This window comes from Daejeonella sp. (genome assembly GCF_030695525.1).
Taxonomy (GTDB): domain Bacteria; phylum Bacteroidota; class Bacteroidia; order Sphingobacteriales; family Sphingobacteriaceae; genus Daejeonella.
In genome coordinates this window covers 17,592-42,536 of sequence record NZ_JAUYSS010000053.1, presented here as the reverse complement: position 1 = coordinate 42,536, position 24,945 = coordinate 17,592, and the positions used below count along the sequence as shown (strand labels likewise).

22 protein-coding genes are annotated in these 24,945 nt (G+C 41.5%); all 22 read right to left on the bottom strand.

All coding sequences use genetic code 11. From position 1 onward, the window contains the following. Positions 1-52: 52 nt before the first annotated feature. The 22 genes from crtD to Q8S11_RS12325 all read right to left on the bottom strand — a co-directional run bounded on the left by crtD (position 53) and on the right by Q8S11_RS12325 (position 24,887). Positions 53-1,513: a 1-hydroxycarotenoid 3,4-desaturase CrtD gene (crtD, locus tag Q8S11_RS12430; RefSeq protein ID WP_305662431.1), complete on the bottom strand. Its 1,461-nt coding sequence runs from the start codon at positions 1,511-1,513 to the stop codon at positions 53-55. 96 nt (positions 1,514-1,609) lie between these two features. Further along, positions 1,610-2,059: a DoxX family protein gene (locus Q8S11_RS12425; protein ID WP_305662430.1), complete on the bottom strand. Its 450-nt coding sequence runs from the start codon at positions 2,057-2,059 to the stop codon at positions 1,610-1,612. 78 nt (positions 2,060-2,137) lie between these two features. Beyond that, positions 2,138-3,547, bottom strand: a complete 1,410-nt coding sequence (dacB, locus tag Q8S11_RS12420; RefSeq protein ID WP_305662429.1) for a D-alanyl-D-alanine carboxypeptidase/D-alanyl-D-alanine-endopeptidase — start codon at positions 3,545-3,547, stop codon at positions 2,138-2,140. Between the two features lie 57 nt (positions 3,548-3,604). After that, positions 3,605-4,744, bottom strand: a complete 1,140-nt coding sequence (locus Q8S11_RS12415) for a glycerate kinase (RefSeq protein WP_305662428.1) — start codon at positions 4,742-4,744, stop codon at positions 3,605-3,607. Positions 4,745-4,765: 21 nt separating this feature from the next. Further along, the gene (locus tag Q8S11_RS12410; RefSeq protein WP_305662427.1) at positions 4,766-5,326 is read right to left on the bottom strand and encodes a RidA family protein; all 561 of its coding nucleotides are present in this window, start codon (positions 5,324-5,326) and stop codon (positions 4,766-4,768) included. A 126-nt stretch (positions 5,327-5,452) separates the two neighbouring features. Then, positions 5,453-6,019, bottom strand: coding sequence for a RidA family protein (locus tag Q8S11_RS12405; RefSeq protein ID WP_305662426.1), 567 nt, complete (start codon positions 6,017-6,019; stop codon positions 5,453-5,455). A gap of 23 nt (positions 6,020-6,042) precedes the next feature. After that, complete coding sequence (locus Q8S11_RS12400) at positions 6,043-7,002, bottom strand: D-2-hydroxyacid dehydrogenase (protein ID WP_305662425.1); 960 nt, start codon at positions 7,000-7,002, stop codon at positions 6,043-6,045. Positions 7,003-7,066: 64 nt separating this feature from the next. Continuing rightward, positions 7,067-7,978: a sugar phosphate isomerase/epimerase gene (locus tag Q8S11_RS12395; protein ID WP_305662424.1), complete on the bottom strand. Its 912-nt coding sequence runs from the start codon at positions 7,976-7,978 to the stop codon at positions 7,067-7,069. Positions 7,979-8,028: 50 nt separating this feature from the next. Beyond that, positions 8,029-8,694: a bifunctional 4-hydroxy-2-oxoglutarate aldolase/2-dehydro-3-deoxy-phosphogluconate aldolase gene (locus Q8S11_RS12390; RefSeq protein ID WP_305662423.1), complete on the bottom strand. Its 666-nt coding sequence runs from the start codon at positions 8,692-8,694 to the stop codon at positions 8,029-8,031. Positions 8,695-8,766: 72 nt separating this feature from the next. After that, the gene (locus tag Q8S11_RS12385; protein ID WP_305662422.1) at positions 8,767-9,198 is read right to left on the bottom strand and encodes a nuclear transport factor 2 family protein; all 432 of its coding nucleotides are present in this window, start codon (positions 9,196-9,198) and stop codon (positions 8,767-8,769) included. Between the two features lie 3 nt (positions 9,199-9,201). After that, positions 9,202-10,320 (bottom strand): bile acid:sodium symporter family protein, encoded by a 1,119-nt coding sequence (locus tag Q8S11_RS12380; RefSeq protein ID WP_305662421.1) that lies wholly within the window; start codon positions 10,318-10,320, stop codon positions 9,202-9,204. 8 nt (positions 10,321-10,328) lie between these two features. Beyond that, on the bottom strand, positions 10,329-11,261 hold the full coding sequence (locus tag Q8S11_RS12375; RefSeq protein WP_305662420.1) for an RraA family protein: 933 nt from the start codon (positions 11,259-11,261) through the stop codon (positions 10,329-10,331). Positions 11,262-11,318: 57 nt separating this feature from the next. Beyond that, a complete protein-coding gene (locus tag Q8S11_RS12370; RefSeq protein ID WP_305662419.1) occupies positions 11,319-12,272 on the bottom strand; it encodes an amidohydrolase in 954 nt (317 codons plus the stop codon). A gap of 35 nt (positions 12,273-12,307) precedes the next feature. Then, positions 12,308-13,957: an aminotransferase class V-fold PLP-dependent enzyme gene (locus tag Q8S11_RS12365; protein WP_305662418.1), complete on the bottom strand. Its 1,650-nt coding sequence runs from the start codon at positions 13,955-13,957 to the stop codon at positions 12,308-12,310. A 1-nt stretch (position 13,958) separates the two neighbouring features. Next, positions 13,959-15,230, bottom strand: coding sequence for an amidohydrolase/deacetylase family metallohydrolase (locus Q8S11_RS12360; RefSeq protein WP_305662417.1), 1,272 nt, complete (start codon positions 15,228-15,230; stop codon positions 13,959-13,961). Between the two features lie 46 nt (positions 15,231-15,276). Then, entirely contained in the window at positions 15,277-16,563 is a 1,287-nt protein-coding gene (locus tag Q8S11_RS12355) for an amidohydrolase/deacetylase family metallohydrolase (protein WP_305662416.1), read from the bottom strand. Between the two features lie 82 nt (positions 16,564-16,645). Then, positions 16,646-17,389 carry a carbohydrate-binding family 9-like protein gene (locus Q8S11_RS12350; protein WP_305662415.1) on the bottom strand — a complete coding sequence of 248 codons (744 nt, stop codon included), beginning with the start codon at positions 17,387-17,389 and terminating at the stop codon, positions 16,646-16,648. A 133-nt stretch (positions 17,390-17,522) separates the two neighbouring features. Next, on the bottom strand, positions 17,523-19,172 hold the full coding sequence (locus Q8S11_RS12345; RefSeq protein WP_305662414.1) for an aminotransferase class V-fold PLP-dependent enzyme: 1,650 nt from the start codon (positions 19,170-19,172) through the stop codon (positions 17,523-17,525). A gap of 26 nt (positions 19,173-19,198) precedes the next feature. After that, positions 19,199-20,461: an amidohydrolase/deacetylase family metallohydrolase gene (locus tag Q8S11_RS12340; protein WP_305662413.1), complete on the bottom strand. Its 1,263-nt coding sequence runs from the start codon at positions 20,459-20,461 to the stop codon at positions 19,199-19,201. A 34-nt stretch (positions 20,462-20,495) separates the two neighbouring features. Beyond that, a complete protein-coding gene (locus tag Q8S11_RS12335; RefSeq protein ID WP_305662412.1) occupies positions 20,496-21,824 on the bottom strand; it encodes an amidohydrolase/deacetylase family metallohydrolase in 1,329 nt (442 codons plus the stop codon). Positions 21,825-21,848: 24 nt separating this feature from the next. After that, positions 21,849-23,156 (bottom strand): amidohydrolase/deacetylase family metallohydrolase, encoded by a 1,308-nt coding sequence (locus tag Q8S11_RS12330; RefSeq protein ID WP_305662411.1) that lies wholly within the window; start codon positions 23,154-23,156, stop codon positions 21,849-21,851. Positions 23,157-23,201: 45 nt separating this feature from the next. Continuing rightward, positions 23,202-24,887: an aminotransferase class V-fold PLP-dependent enzyme gene (locus tag Q8S11_RS12325; protein ID WP_305662410.1), complete on the bottom strand. Its 1,686-nt coding sequence runs from the start codon at positions 24,885-24,887 to the stop codon at positions 23,202-23,204. Between the last annotated feature and the right edge of the window lie 58 nt (positions 24,888-24,945).

Sequence of the window (24,945 nt, the reverse complement as noted above, 5' to 3'; positions counted from 1 at the left end):
GATATAATTTTTTATAATCCTGAAAATACTTAAAGAAAGAACATCCAAAATATTACTTAATCAGGTTAACAACTATTTTTGCTGAAAGCAGTGCAAGCGGTATCCCGCCCCCGGGATGTACACTGCCACCTGCAAAATACAAGCCCTTAATTCCCGTTGAAAAATTAGCATGCCTTAAAAAAGCCGAAAACTGACTATTAGAACTGCTGCCATACAATGAACCCTGGTAAGAAAAAGTCTTTGAGTCAATCCCTCTTGGATCCAGTACAGATTCACAGCTAATCAGTTGACTGATGTCTTTACCCAGATTCCTGGAAAGTTTTTCAATAATATTTTTTCTGGAAATCCGGATCAGTTCATCCCAGTCCTGACCAGTATCCGAAGGCACATTGATCATTGTAAACCAGTTTTCTGATCCTTCCGGAGCATCCTGAGGATTGCTTTTAGAACTAATATGAACATACACAGTTGGATCAGAACCTACACATTTCTCTTCCCATATCTGCCTGAATTCTTCCTGATAATTTTCCGTAAAAAATATATTGTGCAGACCTAAATCAGTAAAGGAAGTACTCATTCCCCAGTAAAAGATCAGGGCAGAACTGCTGCGTTCCTGATTTTTCAAGCGTTCAGGAACCTTGATACCCCTCATTAATCGGGTATAGGTATACCAAACATCCATATTGGAAATGATCAGATCAGCGGTGTGACTCTCCCCTCCACAGCGAAGACCAACTACCCTATTATTTTTTATATCAATTTCATCAACATAGGAATTAAAGTGAAATTTCACTCCAAGGTCTACCGCCAGTTTTGTCAGTGAGCTGACAATGGCATACATTCCTCCAACAGGAAAATATGCACCAAAATGCTGTTCAAAATGGGGAATTACATTAAGTGTCGCGGGGGCTTTATAAGGGTTGGAACCATTATAGGTAGCGTAGCGGTTAAAAAGGCGAATTGTTCGGCTATCCTTAAACCTGGCCTCATTGGCTCGATTCATGGAACGGAAAGCATCAATCTGATGGAAGCGCAAAAGTGATTTTAAAGTTCCTATATTCAGGTAACTCCGCAGTTTGTGTAATGATCTTTGCAGAAAAACAGGATTTGTTATCTCATAGATATCCCTGCTTTTATTTAAATAGTTGATCACAGACTCAGCTGTATCATTGGTCTTCGCTGCAATTTCTTCTGAAAACCTGACAGGATCAGCGAAGGCATTGATCCGGGTATTGTCTTCATAAAAATATTTGCAGATGGTATCCAGCTTCTCATACTTAAAATAATCATCCGGATTTTTACCTGCAAGACGAAATAGCTCATCAACATACTGAGGCATGGTAAATAAACTTGGCCCGGCATCGAAACGAAAAGCCCCTAGCCTGATCTCAGAGAGTTTTCCTCCCGCCTGAGCAGAGGCTTCAAAAACATCAACCTGCTTACCCTTTATAGCCAGACGGATAGCAGCGGCAATTCCGGCAATACCTGCACCAATAATAATGGCCTTAGACATGAAACGAAAATACGCTATTTCATCCCGAAAGGAGATTTGGATGAAAATATGACAGGAATATTATTCAAGAATACTATTAAGGCCTCCGAAAATTAGTTATCTGCCTCTTGAACCTTTTAACCATTGATCAACAGAATAAGGTCCCGAACCCAATATCCAGAAAAGGATAAGCAGCATCAAGACCAGAACCGATAACCAAAGTTCTGAATTAAGTGGAGAGAAACCCTTGGTCAGGTTCACGAAAAAGACCGCTCCCAAAAGTATTGGGATCTGAATAACAGCGGCAAAACGGGTTACAAGTCCCAGGGTAATTAAAACGCCTCCTACCAGGTGGGCAAAAGCGACTGTATGCACCAGCGCAAGTGCCATCAGGCCAGAAAATCCAAAAACACTGTTTTGAATAATCCAGTCCTTCTGCGCTTCAGTATCGCTGATAAAAGCTAGTCCTTTACTTAAAATTACAAGTCCAAGTACTATCCTGATTGAATCGAGCCACTTCGCGTGATGTACATCGCCCCAGTGCTCTATTTTTTGAACTAAGTTCATAAACACCTCCTTTTTAACGAGTTGAATATATTAATCTACAAAAAATTGAGGGCTAATGCAAATTAATTTCAGGATTGCTCATTTAAGGGTATTGAGTACCCTGAACATTTTCTGCCTGATGCCAGAGCTACTTCCATTATAATTATTAATGATAAATGAAAATACCAGTGGGGTTCCTGAAGCGGAAGTATGATATCCTGTATATGCGATTACATCACTAATTGTTCCGCTTTTCATTTTCATATTATTATTCTGCGGAAAACTATTGAAATAGCTCTCAAACCAATCCTCTTTTTTTAGGGATTGAAGCACCTTAGCCATAGCCAGGCTTGTGACCCGGTTTGCCGGGGATAGACCGCTTCCATCATAAACATTCATCGCAGCAGGGTCTATGGAAATTTTATTTTTCCAGAAATCCTTCACTAGTTTAGTTCCCTGACTTATTGTAATTTCTTTCCCTTCTTTCCAGGCAATTGTTTTTATCAGGTGCTCCCCAAAAAGGTTGATACTTTTCTGATTAAACCAGTATACAATTTCATAAAGCGGAGGAGAGGTATGAACCGAGATGATCTTTGATTGAGGCAGTAAAGGCAATCTATTTGCTGTCAATAACCTTGAAGTAAGCACCCCTTTTTCAACCTGAATATCCAATTGCTTTAACTTATTCTGGAACCGATAGGCCAGATCAAAAGCCGGGTCAGGAACTGAGGCTGAAATTGCTTTCTTAAGATCTACACCATAAGTTCCCCTGAGATAAATTACAGTTGAAAATGGTGCAGAAAAGGCATAAACCATATCACCTGTACCCGGCGCACCGGTCTTAACTTCATTAATAATCTTAAGGTATGACATCTCGGGATCAGTTCTCAAAAGCTCTGCGGGTTCTCCAACTCTGCCGGGTCTAAAATGCATATCAAACTGATTCTCGCGCCAGGTCAGTGAAGAGGGACCGGCACCATAATAATTGCCCATATCCTGCCAGGTCCAGCCACCGGGCATAGTTTCTGTTCCAAACAAACGATCATCGGCAATGATTTGGCCACTGATGTTTTTAACCCCGGCTCTTGTCAGGGCATCAGCCCATTTCTTCAGGATCAACTCAGACCTGCTCTGATCATACCGCTCACTTCCCAGGGAAGGGTCACCCCCTCCGGTAATGATGAGGTCCCCATTAAGGGTTCCATTAGCTGAAATTGAACCTGAATAACCCAGTGTGGTTTCCCAGGTAAAATCTTTCCCCAGTATATGATAGGCAGTGGCAGAAGTAATTGTTTTGAGTGTAGAGGCACTCGCCAGACCAGTATTTCCATTTTCAGAAAAAATCACTGCAGCGGTCTCTGCATTTAATACACTTAATGAGCTACTGGCATATTTCATTTGGGGATCAGATTCAAAAGATCGATAGGCATTTTCGATTTTTTGCTTCAGACCTTGAGCGAACAGAGGATGGATTGAAAATACGAGAATAATTAACAGGAAATTTTTCATGTTTATTTGTTAGCCCTTATTCAGAATCGAAAAATTCAATCTAAATAAAAAAAAATATTATGAACTTTTTGTTAAAGACAGAAACCTCCCCACAATTAAGGAAGTGCGGATCAGGTTAGAAGCGGTAAATTTCATCGCAGTTTCCAGATCATTAGGCTGATTGCCAATAGCCAGCAGCAGGTCGAAATATTTATTCAACTCAGGATGATCCATCAGCGGCACTTTCCCGGCAAGCCCGATAACCGGGATGCCTTTCTCCTTTGCATATTTGGCTACAGCAAAAGGGCCTTTTCCCTGCAAAGTCTGCTCATCAAGACTACCCTCTCCGGTTATCAGCAAATCGGCATTCTTCAAACTTTCATGAAAACCGGTTATTTGTAAAAAATGTTCTCCCCCATTCACTAAATCTGCCTTAAAAAATGCCCGTAAAGCCGCAGCGATACCACCTGCAGCTCCTCCATGAATAATTTCATTCATTTTGATTCCGGTCGACTTAAAAGCAATCTCCGACAAATTGGCCAATGCCAGATCCAGAAGTTTTACATCTTCCGGGCTTGCTCCCTTTTGAGGACCAAAAACTGCTGCTGATCCTTGTTCGCCGAGGAGTAAATTATCTACATCGCAAAGTACGGTGATATGACATTTCAAGACCCGATCATCAAACATTGAGGCATCAATATGATGGAAGCACGCCATATTAACCGGCACCGCTGCCAATTCGAGCCCATCAGCATCCCTGAATTTCATACCCAGAGCACTTAAAATTCCAACTCCTCCATCGACAGTGGCAGAACCTCCAAGACCTATGATAATCCTTTCGACCTGCCTGTCCAAAGCAAAACTGATTAATTCCCCGGTTCCAAAAGAAGTAGCCATTAGAGGGGATCTTTCATCCTCATTTAACAAACGGATGCCCGAAGCATCAGCCATTTCAATAACTGCGGTTTTACCCTGATCTATTATACCCAGCGAAGCTTTTATCAGGCGCCCTAATGGATCGTGAACATCATACTCATGCCAGATTCCACCACATTTCTCGACGATTAAATGTCCGGTACCATCACCACCGTCTGCAATAGGGAAGCATTCAGAAGTAAAATTTAACCCACTGCGTTTCAAACCCTCCTGAATAGCATCAGCAGTCTCATTTGCAGTAAGGCTATGTTTAAAGGCATTAGGAGCAATCAGAATATGCATTATGTTAGAATCAGTTCTATTTTAATCTTCAACCTCTATTACCATTTCAATTTCTGTGGCCCAATTTGCCGGAAGCGCTGACATACCTACAGCTGAACGGGTATGTTTACCCTTCTCTCCAAATACTTCTACCATCAGATCAGAAAATGCATTCATCACTTTAGGCTGATCTTTAAAATCCGGAGCTGATTGCACCATCCCTAAAACCTTAACTATTCGCTTCACTTTATTCAAATCACCGAGTTCTGCCTTTAAACTCGAAAGCAATGAAATACCGGTTAAGCGTGCAGCTTCCTGGCCTTGCTCCAGGGTTAAATCATCACCAAGCCTTCCGGTAATCCTGCTGCCATCCGGCTTATCAGGTCCATGCCCGGCTGTATACACTAGATTTCCCACACGGACAGTCTTTACGTAGCTGGCTAAGGGTGCACTTGGCTCCGCAAGCACTATGTTCAGATCCTTAAGGTGCTTATCGAAATCAATATGTTCAGCCTTTGGAGCCTCTTTGTCCCTCTCATTTGGTGCAGAATTACAGCCTGTTAAAACAAGAGCGATCAGGGATATTAGAAAATACTTTTTCATTTTGAAATAATTCTGATAAAACATTAAATTAAATCAACGGTCTTTAAAAAATTAATGCTGATCTACCAAATCCAGAAGAAAAGTAAATCAGCATTAAAATTAGGAGTGTATGTCTTTTAGGAATTATTAATCCTCTACTTCGACAATAATTTCAATTTCTACAGCAATGTTTCCAGGTAATGCGTTCATACCTACAGCTGAGCGGGCATGCTTGCCTTTCTCTCCGAAAATATCAACCATCATATCAGAGAATGCATTCATCACCTTCGGCTGATCTTTAAATTCAGGAGTAGACTGAACCATCCCTAATACTTTAACCACACGCTTTACTTTGTTCAGGTCACCAATTTCAGCCTTTAAGCTCGAGAGTAACGAAATACCTGTTAAACGCGCAGCTTCCTGACCCTGCTCCAGGCTTAAATCGCCACCAACTCTGCCTGTTAAAGGCCCACCTTCTGCCCGGTCAGGACCGTGACCTGAAGTATACACGAGGTTACCTACACGTACAGTTTTTACGAAATTAGCTGTCGGTGGCTTCGGAGTTGTAAGCTCTATATTTAATTCCTTTAAACGAGCTTCAATATCTACAGTATCAGCAACAGCTGTTGTTTCCTGTTTTGCAGCATCTTCCTGCTTAGGATTACAACTTAATAAGGCTGCTGAAATAAGAAATAATAGAGAGTACTTTTTCATAATCATTTAATTTTTGGTTTTATTTATTTATTTACAATATTAACAGGTTTTTGATTAAGGAATGAAGATAAATTTTTTTCTGCAATTCCCATCAATCTGGAACGGGCTTCTTTAGTTGCCCATGCAATATGGGGAGTAATCAGGCAATTCTTCGCCTTAAACAAAGGATTGTCTGCCGATGGAGGTTCTACTGATAACACATCAATCCCTGCGCCTGCTATGATTCCCTTGTTTAATGCGTCTGCCAGATCCTGATCAACCATCAGCGGCCCTCTGGAGGTATTCAAGAAGAAAGCACTGGGCTTCATAAGTTTCAAAGTGTCTTTATTAATAATGCCCTGTGTATCAGGGAAAAGCGGACAGTGAACACTCACCACATCCGACTCCTTCAAGAGCTGATTCAGTTCAGCCCATTTGAAATTTTTTCGATGCGATTGATCTGATTTGGTCCTGGAATAACCCAGAATATTCATTCCAAAAGCCGTTGCAATATCTGCCACTTTCTGCCCGATACTGCCGAAACCAATGATTCCAATTGTTTTTCCTTCTAACTCAATCAATGGATAATTCCAGTAACAAAAATCGGGTGATGCTGCCCAGTCGCCCTGACGAACCGAATCGCTATGGCTCTGTACATGCTGGCATAATTCCAGCAATAAGGCGAAGGTCATTTGTACCACAGATGCCGTACCATAACCAGGTACATTGGCCACTGCAATCCCTCTGGTTTTTGCATAGTCTACATCCACTACATTGTAACCTGTTGCCAGAACTCCGATGTATTTCAGGTCAGGTAGCTGAGAAAGTACAGACTCCCTGAGCGGGGTCTTGTTCGTAAAAATGATCTCTGCTCCCTGACAACGCTCTACGATCAGGCTTTCAGGTGTGCGATCATGCACCTCCAGGTTCCCGAATTGTTTTATTCCCTCCCAGGTCAAATCCCCGGGATTTAAGGTATAACCATCTAATACAACTAACTTCATGCTTATTTCAGTTCTAATAATCCTTTTTACTTTATGCTTTTAGCTTTCTGCTTTTAGCTTATAATCAAACCCTCGCCCATGCCAGATTCAGCACCCGTTTGGCATTGGCAATCACTACATCAGCATCCTCATCTCCAAAGGGTTTAATCTCAAAACTTACTACTGGTGGGGTTTGGGTATTAAGGAAACCTATATCCAGTAAGACCTTCAGGTATTCAACCACTTCATCCACATCATTCTCGCCATTAGGGAAACCAAACCTTGGATGCACATCTCCGTATGCAGCCATATCTGGACTTTTCACCACACAATTCCCGATATGAGCATGCACAATATAATCCTTTACCGGAAGTATTGATTCCTCAATCGTTTCATGGATCAATGGAATATGGCTCAGGTCTACCATCAGACCGAAATGATCATGTGCTTTACGGATCTCTTTGGCATAACGCAAGGCTAGATCTGCCGGACCGATCAGGCTCCTTTTATCTACATCATAATCAAAAACCTCCAGCGCTATTTTCATATCACCTTTGCTCTTTGCATAGGCACAAATCTCATTAGTTGATTTAACCAGGGCCTGAAAGGCCTCTTCTTTTCTGCTTTCTTCATAGTTTCCACTGAGAAAAGCAAAGCTGGCTGCTCCAATTTCATAGGCCTCATCAATACCCTGTTTCAAGTTATCAAGTGCTTTCTGTCGTTCCTCTTCCACTAAACTGTTAATGTTCAAGCCGGTAGTCAGCAACCTTGGCTGTGCTCCATAAGCTACCGTCATATGAGAGGTTTCCAGCATTTTCTTAACCGCCAGACGGGTTTCCGGATCCTTAATCGTGGTTATTTCAATTGCACTGAAATAATCATCAACGGCAATTTTGCGGATTGTTTCCAACACCGGCCCTTCACCTTTGATCGTGGCCGGAAAAGCCATAAAGTGGACCAGGCCCACACGCATGTATTTATATAATGACTCGTTCATTGTATGATTTGTCTTAAAAATTTGTATTCTATTTAATTAATTTCCTTAATTTATAAACTCTCCCGAATCGTTTTAATCAGATCCAAAGCACGATGACATTCTTTACTCAAGTCATCATAAAGCTGATTCTCGATTACCGCTTTAGTTATCATCTTACTTCCACCCACAGCACAAACTCCAACTTTAAACCAAGACCTAAGGTTGTCCTCATTCAGTTCAATACCACCTGTGGGTAAGAAAGTCATATCTGTAAACAATGCCTGAACTGCCTCAATATAAGAAGGGCCCAGCGTATTTGCCGGAAAAAGTTTCACCATGTTCACGCCACAGGATTCGGCACGGATGATTTCACTAGGGGTCATACAGCCGGGAACACAGAGCAAATTATGATCATCTGACAGCTCGATTACAGACTCCAAAATACCGGGACAGACCAGGAACTCAGCACCTTCACCGATATATTCTTTCGCTGCTTCTGTATTTTTAATTGTCCCAATACCTAAACGCATACCCGGCATTTCTGCATCACATGCCTTACGCATTTCCTTAAAGTTCTTCATCGCCTGTTCTCCACGATTTGCATACTCGGTTGTGCGAATCCCCCCCTCGTACATTGCACGCATTAACTCAATACTGACCCCGGCATCTGCAGCATAGTACAAAGGGACAATCCCCTGCTCCTTAATGAGAGCTTTTAGCTCTGTTTTCTTATCCATTTTATAAAATTTGTATTCTGATGAATAGCCCTTCCGGGCATACCATCCTGTTTGTAATTAATTCAGATAGTGTTAAAGCTTATATCCTTGTCGGGCCAGCAGCTTCCAATGCCCTTGTTTCTTTTGCCAGATGAGAATATTCCCAAACCTGATTTCAACCGGATTTCCCTGATTAACAGCATGGGCAATAGCCACATGTCTGACCACTGCGTTTTTTCCTGAAACTTTAATCGTTTGGTTTTGCAGGTCGAATTTCTTGAAAAAGTTGGGGCCATTCATCACTCCCGCAATAAATGCTGCCTTATCCTGGACAAGTCCGGAAGAATGTCCGTAACTTAAATCTTCCCATACCAGGCTTTTTAAGCCTGTGCTATCGGTACTGATAATAGCCTGATTAAAATCATTCACCAACTGCACAACACGTTGTTCCTTTTTTGTCTGAGCATTTAAGCTAAAACTAATCCCTGCCAAAGTGATTAAAATGCAGATATATTTTAATTTCATAGTTTATTTAGAAGAATTTATTTCAGCTTCATTGTTTTCACTTCCCGGATCAAGGGGTGGTCTGTTCTGCCAATATGAGGCTAGGATAGAACCAGTGATATTCATCATCGGGCCATAGATCATAGGTGCTAATCCAACAGTACCCAGTTTGCCCATACCATGAGCCAAACCCTTTGAAAGTCCCGCATTCTGCATACCTACATTTATGGCTATTGTCCGGCAATCCTTTTCATTCATTCCGAACAATCTACCCGACCAGTAGCCCAGCGTATAGCCTAACAAGTTAAGGATCAATACCAACAAAATCAGAAGTGGTCCAACTGTTAGCAGGCTTTCTCTCCCTACTGCAGTTACAATGATAATGATGAAAGCAATCCCAAACATTGACACCATTGGCATTATCGAATTCAACCACTTGATCTTATCTTTAAGCAGTTCATTCAGCACGATAGCCAATGTGATCGGAAGAATGACCATTTTCATAATATCCCACATCATATCAAGTACATTAATCTCAATAAATGAGCCCCCCAGCAATTTCATCAATAAAGGTGTAAGGAATGGAGCCAATAAGGTAGCAATCGAGGTCAGGGTGATTGACAAGGCCAGATTTGCTTTTGCCAGATATGAAATTACATTGGCCGCAACCGCATTCGGGGCACAGCCAATCAAAATCATCCCGGCGGCAATTTCCGGTTCAAAATTACTCATGCTTGCAAGGGCAAAGCCCAGCAGGGGCATAATTGTAAAATGACTGAATATACCTACAAATACTCCTTTTGGTGCTTTGAATACACCCAGAAAGTCTTTGTAACTCATAGTAATACCCATCCCGAACATGATTAACTGAATCAGCGGGGTTATTAGTCCGGAAAGCTTATAGCCATTGATCTCTATAAAATACTGCGGAAATATCAGGGCTGTTGAAACTACCCCCACAATCATGATCGGATAAGCGAAGCCCTTCAGAGCAGATACTCCCCTGACACCCAGTGCAAAACAAACGATACCAACAATTAAGAAGGGTTCTGCTGTTTTTGGATTATTGACCAGGTAAAGAATCAGTGCTGCCAGGAGGCAGATTGAACCCAAACCCATCACTATTTTGAATACTGGCTTCATATTTCCTTTTAATAGGTTCTTTTCGACATAAACTGATCCAATTGCGCACGGGTAATCTTCTTTTCAGCCGGATTCCGATCCAGCCATTTCAGATACTCAACCTTAATTGTATCGGTCCACTGAGTATCGACCTCATTTGCCTTATAAGTCCCACTCCTGATCATCTCATGTCCGAAACGATCTTTAGATGCAATAAATTCTGCTGTAGAAATAACCAGCTCAGCCATATGTGCCGGAATGAAAACTACACCTGCCCTTCCGGCAATAACCAGATCGCCAGGAAGAACAATCGCCGACCCAATAGTGATTGGTGTATTCAATCCCATTAACACTACACCTTGTAAAAACTGAGGAGCAAAATCCCTGACATGAGCATTAAAGCCTTTTATTTCCGCCAAACCATCTATATCACGGGCAAATCCGTCGAAGACAACCCCATTGCCTGAATTCTTATAGATCACATTACCAAGGTTATCGCCCATAAGCGATCCCACCCTGCCTTTATTATCGGCAACATATACATCTCCCTTAGTCAACATATTGATCGGCCAATGCAAATGTCTTCCCGCACGGCCTTCCTTTGCTGCACGTTCTACAATATTCTTTTCCACATCCGGGCGGATTGGCATAAACTGAGCAGTCAAAGCCCGACCTACTACTGTAACATCTTCGTGAAGTATTTTCCAATTGCGCTCATACTGATACAGATATCCTTCATTATTCAGGATTTGCCAGGCTTCTTCAATACCTATTTCACGGGCACGTTTCAATAAGTCATCCGAAATCCTTGGACGACCGTCGGCAAATCGCTCACCCTTCCAGGCTGAAGTTAAAAATATCAATTCCTCCTTAGGTATCGCCTGTGCGAATAGGTTAGAAACTGAACCTAAATAACAAATAAAAACAAGAGATAGATAAAATCTATAATTTTTTGAAAACATATAATTAAAATTGATGCTATTTAAAAATAAGAAAAATAAATTTAAAACCTGTAGAATTTAAGCTTTCTTTGGAAATTTCCAGATCTTAAGAGCATTCTTACCCATTATTAAATCCAGATCCTTTTCGGTATAGAAGTCACAGTACTTATACATGAACTCCAATTCTTTATCCATTGGAAGCTCCCATCGCGGGAAAGGATATCCTGTCCCCCAAATGATCTGCTTTGGTCCAAACTCTTCATAAATAGCTTTGTAGAAGGGCAGTGTATCTTCATAGGGATACTTTTTTATTTCCGACATTTCATAAGGTTCCGAACTACTTATCCAGACATTTTTAAAACGGCTAAGCTTAAACATTTTTTTAAACTCAGGCCAGCAATCCGCTGCCTTCAAATCCGGTTTTCCGGCATGATCTATCACTATTTTTACACCCGGGAAACGTTCAGCCATATCTTCAATCATTGGCATCTGATGAGGCAGGATATAATAGTTGAAACAAAGTCCCAGTTTTTCGGCTTCTTTCCATAAAGGATAATGAGCTGCTGAATTTAGCCAGGTTTCTTTAGGATGGTATATCGGGCTGAAACGCATCCCCTGAAAACCATGTTCATTGACCCAATACCTGAGATTATCGACAATTTTAGGATCATGTGGATTCAGTAAGCCATGAGCCACGAAATGATTGGGGTAGGTTTTAACGCAATGAGCCTTATAAGAATTATCCCAGCCATAATAGCGCGGATTTATCAGTACCCCATAAGTAATATCGAAATCCTTCATCTGCTTAATCTGGTTTTCAATAGGGGCTTCAATCGACACTTTTAGATTTGGATTTTCTGGATGTTTGAACGGGAACCGCGAATCAAAATTCCATGTTTCCACATGGGTGTCAATGACCAAACGCTTTTTCTTAAATTTCTCTGGCATTGAAGCCAGAACTGAATCAATTGGATTAATCAAGCCCAATAAGGGCATTGCTGCCATACCTTTAATGATGTCTCTGCGTTTCATATTATAATGCTTTTTATATGTTAAAAATCATTTTATCAAGTCGCCAATGGCTGACCACCCGGAATCATAACTTTTTGTTTAGGTAGTTTAGTTGTATTACGTCTGGCTGTAAATTTAGCAGTCAGATATTCTCCCATATGGATATCGCCGGAAATGATATCTCCATTGATCTTACCGGAAAAGAGGTAAATAATAATATTCCCAACAATAGGGATTGTACTTCTGATCTTTACCTCATTTCCCTCTATGGTACCCACCATATTTTTTGTGTCATGATCTCCCTTATGCGTTCCCTGAATCCAGTTCCCTTCCTGTTCAATCACAAAGGAATGCTGACTCGTGCTTAAAGCGTACTGAACTTCAACATCCCAGCGCCCGCTAAGATTAGCAGCAGGTGCAGCCATTTCGGGCTTGAAACTTCTCTTCTTCGACAAAACCTCAAATAGCCTTTCAGCAACTATTTTCTCTTCACCTGGCTGCATATGCCCCGGAGTAATCTGTATTGAAGTAGTTCCATCGGCCTCGTCACGATTCCCCAATGCAATCCTCGGCTTATTCCTACCTACCTCCTCTGCAATCTCATAACCCGTAACAGGATACTTTGCGGGGTCCCAGATAATATGCAGAACCGGATACTTATTATTCAAATTTACCGGTTCAATAATTTTCGTTGTAATGCCACTGATACCTGATACTTTTTTCGAAATTACATCAAGCCAGGAAAGCCATCTCTTCCATTCTGCATCATGATCACGAACTAGCCAATCCTCAACTGCTGCGACCATTCCCACGATTTCATCACGATCCAGTTTATTGTCACGCCCGGGACCATGGTGTGGCGCACTTGCCTGCCAGGCTGCAAGTAAAATATTTTTTTTGCCTAGCATTAATCCTGCCGACTGGGGTCCGCGAATAGTTTTACCTCCGCTATAAGCAACAATATCTGCCCCTCTTTTCAAATGTACAGGCGGAATTGTCAGGCTTTCTGCTGCTGCATCCATAAGAATAGGAATATTCATTGGTTTTGCAATTGCTGCAATTACTTCCAGTGAGAGTGGCTGGCCGGTATCTGATGCTGCGCCGGGAGTTCCGGAGGTCAGATAAATCATTGCTGTTTTTGAATTGATCGATTTTTCCAGTTCAGCCGCTGTTGAAACAGTTATAATTTTGACCCCTATATTTCTCACGGCATGATCATAATGCTGACGGGAATATCTTGGTATGATTACCTCAGTTTTCTCAAATCCGGTAAGATCAGGAATACGGATCAGTCTCTCAGGACTACCGCCTGTAACGCAGGCTGCAGTGATGTGTTTAACACCGGCTGCACACCCGGATGAAACCATTCCCCACTCTGTCTTAGTAAGTTCAGCAAGTCGTTTACCAGCTGCTTCTGCCAGCTCATCAAGCTGAACAAAATTATTACTTGCTGCTTCGAGTGCCTCCCTTACTTTCGGAAGTTTGATTGAACCTCCAATGATAGTGAATGAACCCCTGCAATTTATGATTGGTTCAACCCCCATGGAACGATAAATATTCTTCTCATCCAGGAATGAACTTAATGTTGTTTCAGTTAAATTATTAAAAGAAGCTTGCAATACATTTGATTCTGCTGCTTCCACAGCAAGCACACTTCCGGAAACCGGAAGCAGAGCTAGGCCTTTAATTACACTTCTGCGCTTCATTCTATTTATATGTATTTGCTCCCAGCCCGTTAAGATCCCAAACAATCCTTCCTGCGCGTACTGTAAGTTCTGCCTCCAGTTTACGATCTCCGTCGATCCTGTTTTGTCCGGAGTCTACAAAACCAAACTTGCCATTTACTATACTCAACACGGCAATATCAGCTACTGAGCCCACTGATAAATTTCCGAGATCTTCACGCTTAATTGACTTAGCAGCATTCCAGCTTCCGCGGGCTATAACTTCAGGAATGCTCATCCCCATATTCAGATATTTCGACATCACATTCAGCATGTTTTTCATCCCTGAGTTCATACTCGTACGATGCTCATCTGTGCCAAATGAATTTGGCCAGAGTCCCTGGTTATATGCAGGAATTGCCTGATTAAACCAGAATCCTGCCCCACCATGGCCCACATCGAAAAGTACGCCCCTCTTCTGTGCATCCAACACAAAGGGCCTGACTTTCCCCTGTTCATCAACTACTGTCATACGCTCAGAAACATTCTCAAATGCATGAGTAATAATATCACCGGGGCGCATATGATCCAATTGGTCCTGAAGTGTATATTGTGGCATATGGCATTCCACAAAAAGCGGCATATTGGCAATTCTTGCGGCTTCGGAAGCCCGCTCAAACGGAAGCCAGCTTTTCCCTTTATAATGACCAACTCTGGTACCAACGATATAATCCTTATATTTCTCAATAGCTTCAGTAGTTTTTTGAACACTTACTGTACCCATATCAGGTTCAAAAGCAGATCCCGAGCTAAAACCTGTCTCAAAAATATTGATCCATGCAAGTACCCGGGTTATTGAGGGATCAATTACTTTCGCTTTAAATTCAGGAAAGGTCCTCCATCCGGTGGTACCCGCGTCTACAACTGTGGTAATCCCCGAGCGTATCGCAAAAGCATCTGGCAACTGGCTCGACTGTCCGTCCAAAAAACCGGGATTACTGCCAGCGAAAACATGAGTATGGATATTAATCAGGCCGGGGGCAACTATAAGTCCGCTTACATCAAGCATTTTCTTTGCAGCCGAAGCAGGAATATCAGCAGCCACCCTGGATATTTTACCGTCTTTTACGGCCACATCCATTTTGGCATCAATTTTATTTTTCGAATCAATAACTCTTCCGCCCTTCAGCAATAAATCATAATCCTGAGCCTGAGCCTGAGATAAAAAGGGACTTATTAACAAAAACATCATAAGGGTAACTCTTTGAAGAGACATCATTATCCGTATCCTTAATTCTATAAAAAAATTATTCATGATCTCCTATTTTTCTGTTTACTCAAATTTTTTTTTATTAATAATCTTAGTCCTGCCAGGCTTGTCCACTTATACCATTTAAATCCCACATGATTATCCCGGCCTTTAAAGTCAGTTCAGCCTCCAGCTTTTTTGATCCTTCGACACTAACTTTACGGACATCCGTAAAGCCAAATTTCCCGTCCCTTAAATTGAAAACAGCAATATCTGCTTCTGCACCAACACTTAAATGTCCAAGATCTGTACGCTTGATTACTTTAGCCGGTGCCCAGGTTGAGCGCTCAATCACATCCTTTAATTGCATACCCAAAGCCAGAAACTTGGACATCACATTGGTCATATCTTTCATACCGGCATTCATACTTTGATCGTGAAGATCAGAACTGATTACATCGGGCAAAAAACCCTGCTTGAATGCAGGAATTGCCTGCGCCCAGGAAAAAGCTCCCCCACCATGACCAACATCAAAAATAACACCCCGCTTTTGAGCCTCAAGAATAAAGGGTTTTAATTTTCTACTCTTCTCATCCACAATGGATTCACGGCCGGCACTGATCTCAGAGTAAGTATGCGTAAAAATATCTCCGGGGCGAAAATGTTTTAAAAAAAGTGACTCAATGGAGTTAGTTGGCACATGCTCTCCAAAATCTACCATAATCGGTACATCTGCGAGCTTACCCGATTCAATTGCCTTATCCACCGAAGTAAATTCACCCCAGTAATGAGCTGATTTAATACCCACAAGAATCTCCGGGAATAACTTTTTAATCATATAGGCATTCATTTCAGGATTCATATCATTGACGTCCTGTTCCTCAAAGCGTCCGATCATCCCATTTCCAATCACATTCAGAAATGCCAGAATACGGGTTTGAGATTTATCAATTGACTGAGCTTTGAATGTTCTGAAATTTCGCCAACCAGAAGTACCCGCATCCACCATCGTAGTTACTCCGGACCTGAAGGAAAAAGCATCAGCCTGCTGACTGCGGGAAGAATTAGCTACCGAAGTACTGTACTTATCGGTACCCTGAAAAACATGCACATGCATATCAATTATACCAGGACTAACAAAGAGACCGCTGACATTTATTGTTTTTTTAGCCAGGGATTCCGGGATGTTCGCTGCTACCCTGAATATTTTACCATCCAGGATCGCAATATCCATTTTAGCATTGATATTATTCTTTGGATCAATCAGATGACCGCCTTTCAGAAGAATATCAATCTCCTGTGCATTCACAGCTTGAGAAACCGATAATATGGGAATGACTATCAGAGCAACTTTCTGATAGTGAAACAGGTATGTAATTAGTTTATTTAAGAATGGCATTCTATTTCGCGCTAATTTTATTCGATTATTACTCCAAATCATAGTATTTCACGTTGATCAGGACCGGTATAGAGTATAAGGCCTATTGAAAATTAAGAATCCCAAAGAACTGAGGCAGATGAAACTGAGGTTTATCATTTTTAACTTCGTTCCAGGTTATGTAATGAGGGTTTGAATTAATTTCGGCGATTTTGTAGAAATTAGCCCTCCAGGAAACACCGGATTTAGGACGAACTACGTTTGTATATTTTTCAAGCATACTCAGAGGTATCTTAAAAGACATGGTCCAGGTTACCGGCTCGGTAATTTCCGGATCAACAACCTTAGGTAAAGAAGCCTTGATCTCAATTTTTTGAATATCCTCTATCGTAGGTCTGTTCTTTTTATGATGAAGCAAGGGGGTACCTCCGCAATTAATCTCCAGATTAAAATAATTGACGGGATTATCAGCCTCTGGAGAGAAAAAGAATTCAACGGCAGAATCCCTCCAGACCGGTCCGTTTATTTTTTCGGTAATACTTTTTACATAACGATCCTTTACTCTGTATATAACATAGATAAAATTATCGTCATAAGTCATTTTAACATCAGCTTTGGGCTTAAATGCTGGAACTTTCCCCATATAATTCCTTATTTTAATGGATTTAACTCCTTTCCATCCTGATTTATTCCATTTGTCATTAACATCGACTGCTTTAGCCGATCTTTTAACATTATAAATAAGAAAATCGGACGAATTGCTTGCAGAAGTTTGCTGAGCGCTAACAATATTGACAAAAAGCAACATAAACAGGACGACAAAGGGAAGGATTTTTAGTTTTTTCATCAATTTGATTGTTATTTTATGAATTAGGCTTGCAATAAGGTATTTAGAAAGTTAATAATTAAACATCAGGTAAGTTATACCAAAATTAGCCTGCCGGTTTCTTGCTATCTGTAAGAAACCGGCAGGGAAAATCTTAAGTTGCCAATGGCGGACCTGCAGGAATCTGAATCCTTTTTCTTACAGGTTTGGATGCACTGCGGTTTGCAGTAAAGCTTGCAGTCCGGTACTCACCTAAATGAATATCTCCCGACATCATATCTCCATTCACCGTACCCTGGAACAAGTAATTAATATTATCAGCGATGATTTTAATTGTGCTTTCAAACCTTACCTTATTACCATCAATTGTACCTGCAAGTGTTCTGGTATCAAAATCTGCTTTATGCGTACCTGAAAGCCAATTTCCATCCTGCTCAATAGTTAGCTTGTGCATGCTGTTACTACTGAAAAATTTGATGTTCAAATCCCATAAACCGGTAAGATTCGCTGAAGGGGCAGACATTTCAGGCCTTGGACTACGTTTTTTTGATAGAACTTCATAAAGCCTGTCTGCTATAATTTTCTCTTCTCCTGCCTGCATTTGCCCGGTGGTAATACTTACCGTACTGATGCCATCAGTTTCACCACGACTGGCAAGAGCAATTCTTGGTTTGTTTCTGCCTAATTCTTCAGCAAGCTCAAAACTGTTAATATTGAGTTTATTAGTGTCCCAGGTAACAAACAATACTGGAGATTTATTTGATAGACCTGGAGGTTCATGAACGTTTGTTTTAACCCCTTCGATTGGAGAAATTTTCCGGGAAATGGTATCCAGCCAGCCTAGCCATTTTTTCCAGTCACCAGCATGATCCCTTTTAACCCAATCTTCAACTGCCGCCATCATTCCAATCATCTCCTCACGACCAACTTTATTGTCCCGACCCGGACCATGGTGAGGTGAGCTTGCCTGCCATGCAGACATCAAAATTGATTTATCACCTAACATTAATCCGGCACATTGAGGACCACAGATGGCCTTACCTCCACTATATGCTACCAGGGTTGCTCCACGCTTAAGGTGTACAGGTGGAATGGTCAGATTCTGAGCTGCAACATCAATCAAAACCGGAATATTTTTTGGTTTTGCATAGGAAGAAACTACCTCCAGTGAAAGCGGCTGACCAGTTTCAGAAGCAGCACCTGCTGTCAGGTAAATCATAGCAGTCTTAGGATTAATCGCCTTTTCAAGTTCTTCAGGGGTGGAAACATGAACAATCTTCACTCCGATATTCCTGATTCCGTGATCATATGCATTCCGGGAGTAAAGTGGAATAATAACTTCATCCTTATCAAAACCTGTCAGGTCTGGGATACGAATCAGCTTCTCCGGATTACCCCCGGTTACGCAGGCAGCTGTGATATGTTTAAGTCCGGCAGCACATCCTGCCGAAACCATACCCCATTCTGCCCCGGTAAGATCGGCAAGGCGCTGGCCAATTCCATCAGCCAGTTCATCATATTGTACAAAATTATGCGCAGCAGCTTCCATTGCTTCACGAACCGCCTGACGCTCAATTGATCCCCCAATAATAGTGTAGGTTCCCATACAGTTTATCACGGGCTCTACACCTATTCTGCGAAAGATATTAGTATCGGCCATAAATGAGGCTGCTGTTGTGACACTTTCAGATCCTGCCAAAGCAGTAGATCCTGTAAGCTGATTTCCCAAGACTGATTGCGCCGGAAGAACCGCTCCTGCTACAGGCAACATCGCCAGTCCTTTAATTACGTTTCTACGTTTCATTTTATTAATATTAATTTCTATACTTTTTATTTGTAAGGATTTGCTGCCAGACCGTTAAGGTCCCATATAATCCGACCTGCCCTCACTGTAAGTTCTGCTTCGAATTTTTTATTCCCTTCAATCCTGTTATTACCGGAATCAACAAATCCAAACTTTCCATTTAGGACACTCAGTACGGCAATATCCGCGACTGATCCTTCCGATAAATTCCCCAGATCTTCACGTTTGATTGATTTGGCTGCATTCCAGCTTCCTCTTGCTATGATTTCGGGCATGGTCATTCCCATGTTCAAATATTTAGACATCACGTTCAACATTGTTTTCATACCTGAATTCATGCTTGTACGATGTTCGTCTGTGCCAAAAGAATTTGGCCATAAACCTTGTTTAAATGAAGGAATACCCTGATTAAACCAAAATCCACCACCTCCGTGGCCTACATCAAAGAGTACACCTCTTTTTTGTGCAGCCAGTACAAAAGGCCTTACTTTTCCCTGTTCATCCACAACAGTCATCCGTTCTGATACATTTTCGAATGCATGAGTGATAATATCCCCGGCACGCATGCGATTCAACTGATCCTCGAGAGAATACATAGGAAGGTGACACTCAACAAACAATGGTTTATTAACTATTTTAGCAGCTTCTGATGCCCGATCAAAGGGTGTCCATTCAGTCCCATCGTATCGTCCAATACGTACTCCTACCAAAATATCAGGATACTTATTGACGGTCTCGGTAGTCTTTTGAACATCCATTTCAGCAATATTTTCCTGGGCTTTATCTACAGAATATCCTGATGCTGCAATACTTAAAAAGGCCAGTACACGGGTCATGGAATTATCAATTATTTTAGCCTTAAAATCAGGGAAAGTACGCCAGCCGGTAGTTCCCGCATCAACAACTGTGGTAATACCTGAACGTGGAGCAAAGGCATCCGGCAACTGACTTGAAGTACCGTCCGTAAATCCTGGATTAGACCCTGCATATACATGCGTATGCATGTTGATCAAACCGGGAGCGACTATTAAACCACTTACATCCAAAACCTTTTTTGCTGAGCTTGCAGGGATATCAGCTGCAACCCGGAATATTTTTCCCGCTTTAACCGCGACATCCATTTTACGATCAATATTGTTTTTAGCATCGATCACATGACCTCCCTTTAGTAATAAATCGATGTCCTGGGCTTTTACCTGAGGGGCACAAACAAAGAATATAAGTCCTGTCATTAATCGCACTGTAAAAAACCATGACTGTGACCATTTCAAATTTAATAGCTTATTCATATCGTTTTAATTTTATGATTTTATTAAATAAAAATCAATTAGTAACTGCCGGCATTTGCCATTGTGGAACGCTAATTCCATTTAAATCCCAAACCACACGCCCTGCTCTGATAGTCAATTCTGCTTCAAGTTTTTCTGTTCCGCTGATTTTTGTACGCCGTACATCCATATAGCCGAAATTTCCTTTTTTTAAGTTAAAAACAGCAATATCAGCCTCAGAACCGACACTTAAATGGCCTAAATCAGGGCGTTTAATTACTTGAGCAGGATTCCATGTAGATCGTAAAATAACATCCTGTAGTCCCATACCCATTGCCAGAAACTTTGACATCACATTTGCCATATCCTTCATCGCTGCATTCATACTTAAATTGTACAGGTCGGTACTGATTGTATTTGGCATAAAACCCTGTTTCATCGCGGGTATCGCCTGATTAAAATTGAATGCTCCTGCACCATGCCCAACATCGAAAATGACACCCCGTTTCTGGGCTGCAAACACGAAGGGTTTAACCTTTCTGGTATTTTGATCAACAATGGATTCCCGGCCGGGGTTAGTCCCTGAAATTGCATGCTCAGAGAAAGTATGGGTAAAGATATCGCCTGGTCTGAAATGCTCCATAAATAGAGATTCAATAGAATTGGGAGGGGAATGCTCTCCGAAATCTACAATAACCGGAACGTCTGCCAGTTTTCCTGATTCAACCGCCTTATCAACCGAAGTAAAATCACCCCAGAAATGAGCAGATTTAATGCCCACCAGGATATTCGGGTGTAATCTTTTGATCATATAAGCATTCATTTCGGGGTTCATATCCGTAACATCCTGTTGATCAAATCGGGTAACCATCCCTCTGCCAACAACATTTAAAAAAGCTAAAATGCGGGTTTGGGATCGATCTATTACCTGTGATTTAAAAAGCGGGAAATTCCTCCATCCGGAAGAACCCGCATCCACTACTGTGGTAACTCCTGCTCTGAATGAAAATGCATCTGCTTGTAAGCCCCCGGGAGAATTAGCCGATATACTATTGACATCCGGCCCATGAAATACATGTGCGTGCATATCAATAATCCCGGGAGTAAGATATAAGCCACTTATATCAACTGTCTTTTTAGACATATTAGCCGGTATATCTTTCGCAACACGGAATATTTTATCACCAACAATAGCTACATCCATTTTAGAATTGATATTATTCTTTGGATCAATAACATGGCCGCCTTTCAGAAGAATATCTATTTCCTGTGCATAAACCCCTGATGCTATCAAGATGGGAACTAAAACAGCAGCAATTCCATATACCATCCGAACAGTTGCACACTGAATAAACTTTGAAATATTTACTGTTTTAATTCGCATAATTTTATCTGATTATATTAATTATCATCTGACTGCATTCCACTGTGGCCCGCTAAGACCATTTAAATCCCAGGCTACCTTACCGGCACGAAGGGTTAATTCTGCCTCTATTTTCTTGGTTCCGTTAAATACTGAACCACGAGCATCCATATATCCGAAATTACCTTCCCTTACATTGAATACTGTCACATCGGCTTCTGCTCCCACACTCAGATGTCCAAGTTCAGGATGCTGAATTACATTTGCGGGATTCCAGGTTGAACGTAAAATCACATCCTGAATAGACATTCCCATTACCAGAAATTTTGACATTACATTCGCCATATCCTTCATCCCTGCATTTCTACTGTTTCTATACAAATCGGTGCTGATGGTATTTGGAAGGAAACCCTGCTTAAGGCTGTTGATTGCCGTACTCCATACAAAAGCACCACCACCATGACCAACGTCAAAGATTCTGCCTTGCTTCTGAGCTTCAAAAATGAAGGGTTTTACTTTATTGTTTTCATCAACTACAGACTCACGACCTCCGGGATTTTTCTCAGAAATATCTGAACCGGAATAGGTATGTGTGAAAATATCTCCAGGTCTGAAATGTTTTAAAAACAAATCTTTTATAGATAATTTAGGAGTACTTGACCCGAAATCTACAATGATTGGCTTATTTGTAATCTTACCGGCTGCTATAGCACGATCGACAGGAGTGAAATCATTCCCGCGATAGTGATGTGCCTTAATGCCAACAATAATATCAGGATATTCATTCATGATAAAAGCGGTAGCCACAGGGTTCATATCAGTCGTATCCTGCGCATGTACAGTACCCAGCATTCCATGACCTGCGATACTTATAAAGGCAAGCACCCGGGTCTGAGAATTGTCAATAGTCTGCTTTTTGAATTTATAAAAATCTCTCCAACCTGCAGATCCTGCATCAACTACTGTGGTTACACCTGAACGAAATGTAAAATCATCAGGCACGACACTTCCAAAACCATCGGTTATTCCAAATCCTGTAAATCCGGGATCCTGAGTTCCTGCAAAAACATGAGTATGGATATCTATGAAGCCCGGAGAAACATACAATCCGGTAGCATTTACTGTTTTTTTGGCGCTGCTAGCTGGAATATCAGAAGCAACCCGAAAAATTTTGCCATCCTTAATCGCAATATCCATTTTGCCGTCAATTTTATTCTTAGGGTCGATCACATGACCGCCTTTTATAAGCATATCAATTTCCTGGGCCTGAAGTTCTGAATTGCTGAATAGACCAACTGTAATGATTAATGCAGCGGCATACATAGACGCCTTTCTGATAAATTGTTTATTCATTTGATTGATTTAAAGAAGTTTGAATTTAATTTAAGTATTTTGAATTTAACTGGAAAGGGGTGCTCCCGATGGAACAAAAATCTTTTGTTTTGGACCCGCCTTTTTATCTCTGACAGCAGTGAACTGCGCACTTCGGTATTCTCCCATAAAAATACTTCCGGTCATTTGATCACCCGAAACAGTACCTGTGAAAGTATATGGAACATGATCTCCGATAAGTCTTAGAGCACTTTGAAGCCTGATCTGATTCCCTTCAATGCTTCCGGATAAATCACTTACTGCAAATGTTGTTTGATGACCTCCCTTAATCCAGTTACCATCCTGTTCAAGAAAAAGTTTATGTTTTGCCGAACTGCTTGAGAATTTCACGTCTACGTCCCAACTTCCCGCCAGGCTTTGGGCCGGGGCTTGCATTTCTGTAGAAATAGGAGCTCTTTTAGCAGTCAATATTTTATAAATTTTGTCTGCAGCAATTTTTTCTTCACCGGGTTGCATACCTATCGTAGTAACCGCAATTCCGTTAACATTTGGGTCTTTACCTCTTCCTCCACCAGCAGCCACTGCAATCCTCGGTTTTGTTCTGGCCAGTTCATCAGCCATTTCAAGTCCGGTAATGTTAAGTACATCCTTATCCCAGCTTATCACAACTTCCGGCGACACATTCGAAAGTCCGGATTGGGTTGAAGGGACATGAACCATTGTTTGGACACTGTTTATTCCCGATACTTTCTTAATAATATGATCGAGATAAGAATTCCACTGCTTCAATATCGCATCATGGTCAATCTCCTTCCAGGCCCTGACTGCAGCAACCATCCCAAACATTTCATCGCGATCTACCTTATTATCCCTGCAAGGCCCATGGTGTGGAGAACTAGCCTGCCATGCCGATGTCAAAATCTCCTTATTACCAAGTATTAGTCCACAGGACTGTGGCCCACAAATTGCTTTGCCACCGCTATAAGCAACAATGGTTGCCCCACGTTTCAAATGAACCGGAGGGAAGGTTAATATTTCATTAGCTGCATCAAAAAGTACCGGTATATTTTTCGGCTTCGCTACCGCAACGATATTTTCAAGAGACATAGGTGCCCCTGTCCATGATCGGTCTCCATTAACAAGGTAGATCATGGCCGTTTTGGGATTTATGGCATTCTCAAGTTCCTCCATAGAGCCTACATTAATCATAGTTACGCCTATATTTCTGATAGCATGATCATAAGAATTCCGTGAAGTCCGTGGAACGATAACCTCTGTTTTTTCAAGACCTTCCAGATTTGGAATACGCACAAGTTTCTCTGGATCTCCGCCGGCCACCACAGCTGCAGTAACCAGTTTTAATCCTGCAGCACAGCCGGCAGAAACCACGCCCCATTCTGCACCGGTCAGATTAGCAAGTTGCTGACCGATACCGTCGGCCACTTCATCCATTTGTGCAAAGTTTTTCGAAGCTGCTTCCATGGCGGCCTTAACCTGAGGTCGCTTGAGTGAACCACCAATAATTGTAAAGATACCACGGCAATTAATTACCGGTTCAATACCATGAGTTCTATAAATATTTTTATCTGACATAAAGGACTCAAGAGTGATTTCCACTCCGGCTGTAGCCGGATTAATGGGTCCCCTTAATGATCCGGTTATCTCCTGAGCGGCAGATGCAGAGTTTCCCTGGATTGCCCCTCCTGCAAAAGGAAGCAAGGTTAGAGTTTTTAAAACATTTCTACGTTTCATATTCGCTTAATTTTAGTTTATTGCAGGAGTGCTAAGCCTAGTTTATTGAGGCTATCCT

Coding starts and splice junctions, on each gene's coding strand:
- crtD (WP_305662431.1), bottom strand. CDS start 1,513: ATGTCTAAGGCCATTATTATTGGTGCAGGTATTGCCGGAATTGCCGCT.
- Q8S11_RS12425 (WP_305662430.1), bottom strand. CDS start 2,059: ATGAACTTAGTTCAAAAAATAGAGCACTGGGGCGATGTACATCACGCG.
- dacB (WP_305662429.1), bottom strand. CDS start 3,547: ATGAAAAATTTCCTGTTAATTATTCTCGTATTTTCAATCCATCCTCTG.
- Q8S11_RS12415 (WP_305662428.1), bottom strand. CDS start 4,744: ATGCATATTCTGATTGCTCCTAATGCCTTTAAACATAGCCTTACTGCA.
- Q8S11_RS12410 (WP_305662427.1), bottom strand. CDS start 5,326: ATGAAAAAGTATTTTCTAATATCCCTGATCGCTCTTGTTTTAACAGGC.
- Q8S11_RS12405 (WP_305662426.1), bottom strand. CDS start 6,019: ATGAAAAAGTACTCTCTATTATTTCTTATTTCAGCAGCCTTATTAAGT.
- Q8S11_RS12400 (WP_305662425.1), bottom strand. CDS start 7,002: ATGAAGTTAGTTGTATTAGATGGTTATACCTTAAATCCCGGGGATTTG.
- Q8S11_RS12395 (WP_305662424.1), bottom strand. CDS start 7,978: ATGAACGAGTCATTATATAAATACATGCGTGTGGGCCTGGTCCACTTT.
- Q8S11_RS12390 (WP_305662423.1), bottom strand. CDS start 8,694: ATGGATAAGAAAACAGAGCTAAAAGCTCTCATTAAGGAGCAGGGGATT.
- Q8S11_RS12385 (WP_305662422.1), bottom strand. CDS start 9,198: ATGAAATTAAAATATATCTGCATTTTAATCACTTTGGCAGGGATTAGT.
- Q8S11_RS12380 (WP_305662421.1), bottom strand. CDS start 10,320: ATGAAGCCAGTATTCAAAATAGTGATGGGTTTGGGTTCAATCTGCCTC.
- Q8S11_RS12375 (WP_305662420.1), bottom strand. CDS start 11,261: ATGTTTTCAAAAAATTATAGATTTTATCTATCTCTTGTTTTTATTTGT.
- Q8S11_RS12370 (WP_305662419.1), bottom strand. CDS start 12,272: ATGAAACGCAGAGACATCATTAAAGGTATGGCAGCAATGCCCTTATTG.
- Q8S11_RS12365 (WP_305662418.1), bottom strand. CDS start 13,957: ATGAAGCGCAGAAGTGTAATTAAAGGCCTAGCTCTGCTTCCGGTTTCC.
- Q8S11_RS12360 (WP_305662417.1), bottom strand. CDS start 15,230: ATGAATAATTTTTTTATAGAATTAAGGATACGGATAATGATGTCTCTT.
- Q8S11_RS12355 (WP_305662416.1), bottom strand. CDS start 16,563: ATGCCATTCTTAAATAAACTAATTACATACCTGTTTCACTATCAGAAA.
- Q8S11_RS12350 (WP_305662415.1), bottom strand. CDS start 17,389: ATGAAAAAACTAAAAATCCTTCCCTTTGTCGTCCTGTTTATGTTGCTT.
- Q8S11_RS12345 (WP_305662414.1), bottom strand. CDS start 19,172: ATGAAACGTAGAAACGTAATTAAAGGACTGGCGATGTTGCCTGTAGCA.
- Q8S11_RS12340 (WP_305662413.1), bottom strand. CDS start 20,461: ATGAATAAGCTATTAAATTTGAAATGGTCACAGTCATGGTTTTTTACA.
- Q8S11_RS12335 (WP_305662412.1), bottom strand. CDS start 21,824: ATGCGAATTAAAACAGTAAATATTTCAAAGTTTATTCAGTGTGCAACT.
- Q8S11_RS12330 (WP_305662411.1), bottom strand. CDS start 23,156: ATGAATAAACAATTTATCAGAAAGGCGTCTATGTATGCCGCTGCATTA.
- Q8S11_RS12325 (WP_305662410.1), bottom strand. CDS start 24,887: ATGAAACGTAGAAATGTTTTAAAAACTCTAACCTTGCTTCCTTTTGCA.